A 10578-nucleotide genomic window follows, 5' to 3' on the forward strand; every position below is an offset into this window, starting at 1 on the left:
CGAGGGGGTTTGGCTGAGGATGGTGACGTGTTCGGTGGCCAGCAGGGTGTGGAAGTCTTCGGGTGAGCGGGCCACGGATTCTTCGACGATGACCAGCCGTCCCCCCGACAGCAGGGCGCCCCAGATCTCGAAGACCGAGACATCAAAGGCCAGCGAGTGCCAATGCGACCACACCCCGCCCGCGGGCAGCTTGGCGCGCATCGAAGCCAACAGCTGCGTCACGTTATGCTGGCTCACCGCAACACCTTTAGGCACACCGGTGGTCCCCGAGGTGTAAATCAGGTAGGCCACCTCGGCCCCGGAAGGCAGCGGCAACGCCGTAGCGGGATAACTGCGCAGACCCGGATCCTCGATATCAATGACCGCCACCGAGTGCCCGGCCAACCGCCCCGCCAACCCCGCGGTGGTCAACACCGCACTCGGGGCGGCATCGGCCACCAGGAAATCGACCCGCTCATCGGGCAACCCCGGATCGATCGGCACATACCCCGCCCCAGTCTTGAGCACCGCCAGCATCGCCACCACCGCCGCCGCCGAACGCGACACCAACAACCCCACCCACTGACCCGGACCAACCCCCAACCCGGACAACAAATGCCCCAACCGGTTCGCGGACTCCTCCAACTCGCGATAGGTCATCGACCGACCCTGCCCCACGACCGCCACCGCCGCCGGCGTGCGCGCCACCTGCTGTGCCCACAACAGCGGAATCGACACCGGGTTCGGGTTCGTGCTGGGTTCATCCAAGACCGCCCGGTTACCCCACCGCGCCAACCCCGCATGCTCACCAGCACCCAACAGATCCAGCACCGCCAACCGACACCGCGGATCGGCGGTCATCCCCACCAACACCCGAATGAACCAATCCACTACCACCCCAACACGTCCGGCATCCAACACCGCGGTATCGAACTCCACCCGCAACCCCAACTCCACCCCAGGCAGCACCTGGATCGTCAGCGGGTAGTGGTTGTAGTCGTGCCTGGACTTCTCGGTGATGGCCAGTCCGTCCGCGCCGGACAGGGCGGCGGCGTCGGTCGGGAAGTTCTGATAGACGAAGAGGGTGTCGAAGAGTCGGTCGTGGCCACTGAGCCGATGGATTTCGGTCAACGCCAAATGCTGATGCTCCAAGGTGTCGTTGTGCACCCGGTGCAACTGACCCAACAAATCCACCGCGGTCATCGACGGACTCAACTGCACCCGCACCGGCACCGTATTGATCAACAACCCCACCATCGAATCCGCACCCACCACCTCAGCGGGCCGACCCGACACCGTGATCCCGAACACCACATCCTGCTGCCCGGTCAACCACATCAACACCTGCGCAAAAGCACCCTGCAACACCGTATTCACCGTGGTACGACACGCCCGCGCCAACTCACCCACCGCACGCGTGGTCCGCTCGGACAGCCGGAATAGGTCTGCCCTGCGCGGGTTCGGCCCGCCCCGGTCTGGCGGTGCGATCAGTGTGGGGGTGTCGAAACCGGCCAGCAATTCGCGCCACGCCGCGCGTGCGGCATCGAGATCGCGGTCGGCAAGCCAGCGCACGTAATTGCGGTAGGGCACCGCCGCGGGCAGCCGCTGGCCCTGATACCCGGCGAAAATCTCGCGCAACACAATTGGCATCGACCAGCCATCGACCACAATGTGGTGATTGGTCAACACAAACCGATACCGATCCCCACCCACACCGATCAACACCGCCCGAAACGCCGGCGGCCGCCCCAGATCACACACCGCCGCACGCTCGGCAGCACACACCCGCGCAACCTCGGCCTCAACACCGGACCCGTCCAACCCGGCATCCAATTCGACATAACGCCACACCGCCACCGGATCAGCCGGAATCACCTGCACCGGCTCATCGAACTGCGGACAAAACCGGGCCACCAGATTCGGGTGCCTGTCGACGACCGCCTGTACCGCATCCCGCAGCCGCCTTTCGTCGACGGCGCCGATCACCGCTAAGTCCAGTTGCACCGCGTATTCGTCACCCTGACTGGTGCCGGCGTGGAAGAGCAACCCGCGCTGTATCGGGGTCAGCGGCAACACATCCGCGATGCGCAACTGCTCCGCCAACTCGTCGAGCTCACCCTGACTCAACCGCGCCGGCACAATGTCCGACGGCGTCAACCCACCCCCACCGCCGCGCACATGCGCACAAATCCCACCCAACGCCGCAAACCACAACTCCCCCAACCGCACAACCCGCTCACGATCCAACACCGACGGCGCCCACATCCAATCGGCGTGCAGCTCGGGCCCGGCGGGGGTGTCGACGGTGGCGGCATTCACTTCCACGTTATGGGGCAATGTGATTGGCAGACCGGCGTTGCTGTCGGCAAGCCGGGGACCGATAGTCCAATCCGTCCCGGTAGACGGTGCGGGCGCGCCCAACCGACCGAGGTAGTTGAAGCCGATCGCCGGGTCCGGCCCGTCCAGATCGACATCGCAGTTCAGATAGCGCAGCAACCCGTACGTCAAACCATCCGGCAGCGCCCGCAACTGCTCCTTGGCGTCCTTGACCACCACACCCAACGCCGCCCCGCCCGCCACCACCTGCGCCCAATCCAGCTCACCCACCCGCAACGACACCGGGTACTTAGTGGTGAACCACCCCACGGTGCGCGATAGATCGAGCGCCGGGCCGAGTTCTTCGTGCCGGCCGTGGCCTTCGACGTCGATGACTACCGCATCGGTACTGTTCAGAAACTCCTTCCACGCCAACGCAAACGCGATCAGCAGAATGTCCTGAACACCGGCATGGAAGGCCGCCGGCACCTGGCTCAGCAATTGCTGGGTCTGCTCGGTGTCCAATTGCACCACCAGATGTCCGGCGGCGGCGAAGGTATCGGTGTCCGACCGGACGGGTGGCAACGCCGCCGGCGTTGCCAGGAGCTCCCGCCACGTGGCGGCTTGGGCGACGACGGCGGGCAGTTGCGCATGCTCGTGCAGCAGCGCGGCCCACCGCTGGAACGATGTCCCCCCTGTTGGCAGCGCTACTTCCCGGCCGCCCTGGCGCTGTTGCCAGGCGATGTTCAGATCGCTCAGCAGTATTCGCCAGGACACCCCATCGACGGCAAGGTGATGAATGACCAGCGCCAGCTGTCCGGCGTCAGCGCACCACAGCGCGCTCAGAGTGCGTCCGCGTGCCGGATCCAACCGGGCCCTGGCCTCCGCGAGCACCCCTTCGGTCAATTCGGCGACCTCTTGCAGACACTCGCGGGCCGCTACCGAACCCGGTTGCGGCACCGTCATTCCCCTCGGCCCGGCCTGCAACCGCAGCATGGCGTGCCGATCCAGCAGCGCCTGGACCATCGCCGTCACATCCGCCATGCCGGCCTCATCCGGAGCCTGCAGCACCATGGTCTGGTTGAACCGGTCGACCGGGCCGTCCAACTGCCGCAGCCAGCACATGATCGGCGTCGGCAATATGTCACCGACCCCCTCGTCGACGACCTCGGCTTCGCCGTCACCTCGATGCGCGGCCTGGGCGACCTTGGCGACGGTCTGTTCGACGAAAATGTCGCGTGGCCGGCAGATCACACCGGCGGCCCGGGCACGGGCCACCACCTGCATCGCCAGGATGCTGTCCCCACCCAACTCGAAGAACGGTTCGTCGACGCCCACCTGGTCGAGACCGAGCACCTCGGCGTAGATCTGGGCCAAGACCTCCTCGGTAGCGTTGCCCGGATCCCGTTGGTGGCGGCGGTATTCCGGCGCCGGCAGCGCTTGGGCATCCAGTTTGCCGTTGACCGTCAGCGGCAACGCGTCGAGTCGCACCATCGCGGCCGGAACCATGTAGGTCGGCAACTGCTCGGCCAGCGCGCTGCGCACATCGGCCGGCTCGAAAGTTCCGGTGGCGTAGCCCACCAAGCGCTTGTCCCCGGGTCGGTCTTCCCTGGCGATCACCGCCGCCTGCGTCACACCCGGGACGGCGGCCAGCGCGGCTTGTACCTCCGCCAGCTCGATGCGGTAGCCGCGGATCTTGACCTGCTCGTCCGCGCGACCGAGGTAGTCGAGCTGGCCGTCGCCGCGCCAGCGGACCAGGTCGCCGCTGCGATACATGCGCTGGCCGGGCGCCCCCGTGAGCGGACAGGCGACGAAACGCGCCGCGGTCAGCGGAGCCCGGAGCCAGTAGCCGATGCCCACTCCGCGGCCGGCCACGTAGAGCTCACCCACCACGCCGGGCGGCACCGGCCGCAACCACTCGTCGAGCACGAACAGCGCCGCACCGGACACCGGTGACCCGATCGGGGGCGGGCCTGCATCGATGGCCAACGGCGCGCTCATCGCCGCGTACACCGTGGTCTCGGTGGGACCGTAGGCGTTGACCACCACCCGGCCGGGCGCCCAACGGTCCACCACCGCGGTCGGACAGGCCTCCCCACCCACCACCAACGCTGTGGCTTCAAGCCCGTCCGTCGCCAATACCCCTACCGCAGAGGGCGTTTGGGTCAGGACATCGATGCGTTCGGAAATCAGCAATGCGCGAAAGTCGGCCGGGGAGCCAGCCACCTCCTCCGGCACGACGACCAGTCGGCCGCCGAACAGCAAGGTGCCCCAGATCTCCCAGACCGAGACGTCGAAGGAATAGGAATGCCATTGGGTTGCCGCGAATGACTGTGCGCTGGTGCGCCTTTGAAAGAAGCTTGTGACGCGTAGCAGCTGGGTCACGTTGCGATGGGTGATGGCCACGCCCTTGGGAACACCAGTGGTGCCAGAGGTGTAGATCAGGTAGGCGACGTCACCGGCGCTCGGTGCCGGCAGGGCCGCCGAAGGACATGCCTCGATCGTGGGATCGGCGACGTCGATCACTGGCAGGGCGTGCCCGTCCAGCCGGCCGGCCCACTCGGCGGTGGTGAGCGCCACCACCGGCGCAGCATCGGCGATCATGAACGCGATCCGGGCCGACGGCAACGCCGGGTCGATCGGAACATACGCCGCGCCCGTTTTGAGTACCGCCGTCATCGCGACGATCGCCTCGGCACAGCGCGAGAACATCAGCGCCACCCGCGAGGACGGCCCAACCTTGCGGCCGGAGAGCTTATGCGCCAACCGGTTCGATGCCTCATCGAGCTCGCGGTAGGTCCACGAACGCCCGGCGCAGGTCAGCGCTACCGCGGTGGGGGTGCGTGCGACCTGATTGGCCCAAGCCGCCGGAATGGATATCGCGGGGGGTGCGGGTTGGGTCAGCACCGCCCGGTTTTCCCAGCGGTCCAGCCGAGCGCGCTCGCCGGCATCAAGGATGTCGACGGACGACAACCGGCGGTTGGGATAAGCCGTCACCGCATCCAGTACTGTCGCCAACCGCCGCACCAGCGCCTCGACGCTGGCCGGGTCGAAGACGTCGGTGCGGAACTCCACCGTCCCGCCGATCCCGTCGAGCTCGCCGCCGTCGCGGAAACGCTCCGCCAACGAGAACGCCAGATCCATGCGGGCGGTGTGCGTGTCGACGGGGACAGGGGTGACGTCGAGGTCACCCAATGCAAGTTTCGGCGGAATGTTGTTCTGCCAGGCCAACATCACCTGCACCAGCGGGTGATGAGTCAACGAACGGGCCGGATTGAGGCGCTCGACCAGCAGCTCGAACGGCACGTCCTGGTTTTCATACGCGGTCAGACTGCGCGCTCGTACCCGGTCCAGCAGGTCGGCAAAGGTCGGATCCCCGGCCAGGTCGACGCGCAGCACCAGCGTGTTGACGAAGAACCCGACCGCGCCATCGAGTGCCGGGTCACCACGACCGGCAATGGGAAAGCCGATCGGAACATCGGAGGTGCCGGTGAGCCGGGATAACAGCAACGCCAGCGCGGCCTGCACCAGCATAAAACTGGTCACGCCGTGGGCGTGGGCAACCGTGTGTATCCGCTGTTGCAAATCCGCGGGGTAGTCCACTGCGATCTTGTCGCCGCGATGGTCGGCAACCAACGGATAAGGACGGTCGGTCGGCAATTCCAAGTGCGGCGCAAGCGCGGCCAGCGCACCCTGCCAATACTCCAGCTGGGCCGCCAGAGGCCCACCACGGTCGTCCGGATCACCGAGGCTGGCCCGCTGCCAGAGGGTGTAATCGGCGTACTGCAACGCCGGCTCGGCCCAGTCCGGGGCTCGACCCGCACATCGGCTGACATACGCCGCCCCGATGTCGGCGGCCAGCACCCCCACCGACCAGCCGTCTCCGGCGATGTGGTGGACCACCATCGCCAGCACGTGCTGACGCTCGTCGGTCCGGAAAAGCGTCGCCCGCAAGGGGATTTCGGTGACCAGGTCGAAGCCGCGCCGCGCTGTCGCGGCGATCGCCTGCTCCAGCCGGTCCGCCGGCCAGCCGGCGGCGTCCAGGATCTGCCAGCCGAAGTCGGCACGCTCGGTGGCAAGCACCACCTGTCGCGGCACCCCGTCGACGGCGGGGAACACCGTGCGCAGGCTTTCATGCCGGTCTATCACGTCGGTCAGCGCCGCCCGAAGTGCGCCGGTGTCGAGGTCTCCGCTCAACCGCAGGGCCACCGCCATGTTGTAAACCGGTGTGGGACCCTGGAATTGATCGATGATCCACAATCGATTCTGGGCGAATGACAACGGTATCGCCGCGGGCCGCTCGGCGGCGGCCAGCGGCAGCGGGCGTCGCCCGCCCGTCGCGATCCGGGGCATCAACTGGGTGATCGCCGGAGCGTCGAACAGCGTACGGACGGTGACCGCGGCACCCAGGGCGGCGTTGATCGCGGCCGTCACCCGCATGGCCATCAGCGAATCCCCGCCCAGGTCGAAGAACGACTCGTCGACGCCGACCCGTGGCAGACCTAGCACATGTGCATAGATGCCGGCGATGATTTCTTCGGTGGGAGTCGCCGGGGCGCGGTAGTTTTCGCCGTCCTGGTACTGCGGCACCGGCAGCGCGTCGGTGTCGAGTTTGCCGTTGACCGTCAGTGGTAACGCGTCCACCACCACGACGGTGGGCACCAGGTAGGAGGGCAGTCGTTCGGCGAGGTCCGCGCGCGCCTTGGCGGGTTCGACCGCACCCGGACCGGTAGGGGTGACGTAACCGACCAGGCGCTTGTCACCGGGGCGGTCTTCGCGGGTAACCACGACCGCCTGCTTGACCCCGTCGAGCGCACCCAGCGCCGCCTGCACCTCCCCCAATTCAATGCGGTAGCCGCGGATTTTGACCTGTTCGTCGACCCGGCCGACGTAATTCAGCTGTCCGTCGGGACGCCAGCACACCAGATCCCCGGTGCGGTACATGCGTCCGCCCGGTGCCCCCGAGCCGCCGAACGGACAGGCCACGAACCGCGATGCCGTCAATCCGGCTCGGCGTAGATACCCGTATCCGACCCCGGCACCGGCCACGTAGAGCTCGCCCACCACTCCGGGCGGTACCGGACGCAGCCACTCGTCCAGGACGAACAGTGCCGCCCCGTGGACCGGCGACCCGATCGGCACCGGCCCCGTCCCGGCGACCAGGGGCGCGCTCAGGGCGACATAGATTGTCGTCTCGGTCGGGCCGTAGGCGTTGACCATTACCCGGCCCGGTGCCCAGCGATCGACCACCTCGGTCGGGCACGGTTCACCGCCAATCAGCACCGCAACCGATTCCAGCTGCTCGGGTAGCAAAAGGTCGACCGCAGAAGGTGTTTGCGTCAGCACACTGACGCCCTCGGATACCAGGAGGTCCGCGAACTCGGCTGGCGAGGACGCCACCGATTCGGGTACGACGACCAGCCTGCCGCCGCGCAACAGGGCTCCCCAGATTTCCCACACCGAGAAGTCGAAGACGTACGAATGCCACTGCGACCAAACCTGTTCGGCAGCCGGAGGCAGCCCGGCGTCCAGCGCCATGATCAGCTGGGTGAGGTTGCGATGGGAAACGGCAACGCCTTTGGGCACCCCGGTGGTGCCGGAGGTGTAAATGACGTAGGCGATCTCCTGCGCGGACGGCACCGGCAGGGGCGTCTTCGGGCATGCATCCAGGCGCGAGTCCTCCGCGTCGATCACCGTGAGCTCGTATCCGGACAGCCGGCCGGCCAGGCCCGGACCGGTGACCGCGGCGATCGGCGCTGCGTCGCCGATCATGAATTGCACCCGCGCCTCGGGCAGTCCCGGATCAAGGGGCAGATACGCCGCGCCCGTCTTCAGGATGGCCAGGATGGCGACGATGGCCTCTGCCGATCGCCCCAGCAACAGGGCCACACATGTGCCGGGACCGGCCCCGGAACGAGCGAGCAGGTGCGACAGCCGATTCGCGGCTTCCTCGATCTCGAGGTAGGTCCATGACCGGCCGCCGCAGGTGACCGCCACTGCCGCAGGGGTATGGGACACCTGGGTGGCCCACACCGCCGGAATCGATTCCGCTGCGGGTGCTGGCCGGGCCAGGGCCGCCCGGTTGCCCCACCGCGCGAGCTGCTCGTGCTCGGCAGCGTCGAGCAGGTCGATCGATGAGAGCCGCCGGCCCGGATCCGCGGTGGCGGCGGTCAAGACCGTCGCAAGCCGCACGATCAGTGTCGCGATGGTGGCCGCGTCGAATACGTCGGTGCGAAACTCCACCCGTCCACCGATGCCGGCCAGCTCACCGGTATCCGTGACGCGCTCCACCAAGGAGAGCGCCAAATCCATGCGGGCGGTGTGGGTGTCGACCGGTATGGGCGTGATCTGCAGGTCACCCGCGACCAAGCCGGTGGTCGGGTCGTTGTTCTGCCAGTTCAGCATCACCTGAATCAGCGGATGATGGGTCCGCGAACGGGGCGGGTTGAGCCGGTCGACGAGCACCTCGAAGGGCACGTCCTGGTGCTCGTAGGCGGCCAGGCTCCGGGCCCGCACCTGGGCGAGCAGCTCGGCGAAGGTCGGATCACCGGAAAGGTCGACCCGCAGCACCAGGGTGTTGACGAAAAAGCCCACCAGGGCGTCGAGCGCGGCGTCACTACGACCGGCGATCGGGAAACCCACCGCCACATCGGGACTAGCGCTCAGCCGGGACAGCAGTAGGGCGAGGGCTGCCTGCACCACCATGAAGCTGGTCGCGTTGTGGGCACGGCCGAGGTCGCGGATCCGCCGCTGCAGGTCCGCGGGCCACTCCACGACGATCTGGTCACCGTGATGGTCGGCAACCGCCGGGTACGGGCGATCGGTCGGCAACTCCACGCGTTGCGGCATCGCCGCCAGCGCGGTTTCCCAATACTGCACCTGGGCGGCCAGCGGGCTGTTCTGATCGGTCAGATCGCCCAGGTTTTCCCGCTGCCACAGCGTGTAATCGATGTATTGCACCGGCAAGTCGGTCCAGTCCGGGGACTGCCCCGCACAGCGGCTGGTGAAGGCCATGATGACATCACTGGCCAGCACGCCGATCGACCAGCCGTCCCCGGCAATATGGTGGACGACGACAACCAACACGTGCTCCTCCGCGCTGACCTTGAAAAGGTTTGCGCGAAAGGGGATTTCGGCGGCCAGGTCGAAACAGCAGCGTGCCGTCTCCTCAATGGCCGACCCGAGGCGGTCCGCCGACCACCCCGTTGCGTCGATCACCCGCCAACCAAGGTCGGCCCTCGCCAGCGGAATCACCACCTGGTGTGGCACACCGTCGATGGCCGCGAACACGGTGCGCAAGCTTTCGTGGCGGCCCACCACATCTTTGACCGCCGATGCCAGGGCTTCGGTGTCGAGCCGCCCCTGTAAGCGCAGCGCCACCGCACGGTTGTAAACCGGTGAGGCGCCCTGGAGTTGGTCGATGAACCACAACCGGCTCTGCGCGAAGGACAACGGCACCACCGCCGGTCGCGGCACCGCACGCAGCGGCTTGAGGCGACCCGATTCCCCAGCGATGCGGGAGGCCAGTTGCGCGACCGTCGGCGCGTCGAACAAGGCGCCCACCCGCAGATCGGCGTCCAGGGTGGCGTTCACCGCCACGATCACCCGCATCGCCGACAGGGAATCCCCGCCCAGGTCGAAGAATGAGTCGTCGACGCCGACCAACCGGTGTGACTCGACACCGAGCACCTGGGCGAAGATGTCCGCCAGGACCTTCTCGATGGAACCGGTACGGCTGTTGGCGTTCTCTGGTTCCGGCGATGCCCCGGTATCGGGTTCGCCTCGCAGCGTTGTCATATTGCCGCCAAACCCCCGGACGGCCGAGAACTCAGGCGCCCGTACCCTGTGCCAACCTGTCCCGCAGGCTCTTGGGCCGGATATCAGTCCAGTTCTGCTCGACGTATTCCAGGCAGGCCGCCCGATCCGCCTCCCCATAGACAACCCGCCAACCGGCCGGTATGTCGGCGAATGTCGGCCAAAGGCTGTGTTGCTCCTCGTCGTTGATCAACACGAAGAAGCGCCCGTTGTCGTCATCGAACGGATTGTTACTCACTCGTACTCCTAACCACCCAGCAGATGAGTCAAGCGCAAGACCAGCGAGCGCGGCACCGTCATGCGATCACGGACCGGCGTCGTCAACATAGCATCGGTGACCTGCACTTCGGCACCAACCAAGCCCCCGAATCGTCCGTACCGCGTACCCGATCAGTGAAACTCACGGCAGACGTTCATGTCGCGGTGTTGCGCGTCGACCTCCCCATTCCGTCCGCCCGGCGGGTGGCC

Annotated in this window: 1 protein-coding gene and 2 pseudogenes; all 3 read right to left on the minus strand. The window is 67.1% G+C overall.

Features of this window, described 5'->3' with window-relative positions; all coding sequences use genetic code 11:
- Positions 1-60: 60 nt before the first annotated feature.
- Positions 61-840, minus strand: a pseudogene (locus BN972_RS31240) (AMP-binding protein); the annotation flags it as partial.
- A pseudogene (locus tag BN972_RS31245) lies at positions 823-10119 on the minus strand (amino acid adenylation domain-containing protein); the annotation flags it as partial. The pseudogenes BN972_RS31240 and BN972_RS31245, both read right to left, overlap by 18 nt.
- Before the next feature lie 4 nt (positions 10120-10123).
- On the minus strand, positions 10124-10348 hold the full coding sequence (locus BN972_RS18470) for an MbtH family protein (RefSeq protein ID WP_036360479.1): 225 nt from the start codon (positions 10346-10348) through the stop codon (positions 10124-10126).
- Between the last annotated feature and the right edge of the window lie 230 nt (positions 10349-10578).

The sequence above is a fragment of the Mycobacterium asiaticum DSM 44297 genome (assembly GCF_000613245.1).
GTDB classification, from domain to species: Bacteria; Actinomycetota; Actinomycetes; order Mycobacteriales; family Mycobacteriaceae; genus Mycobacterium; species Mycobacterium asiaticum.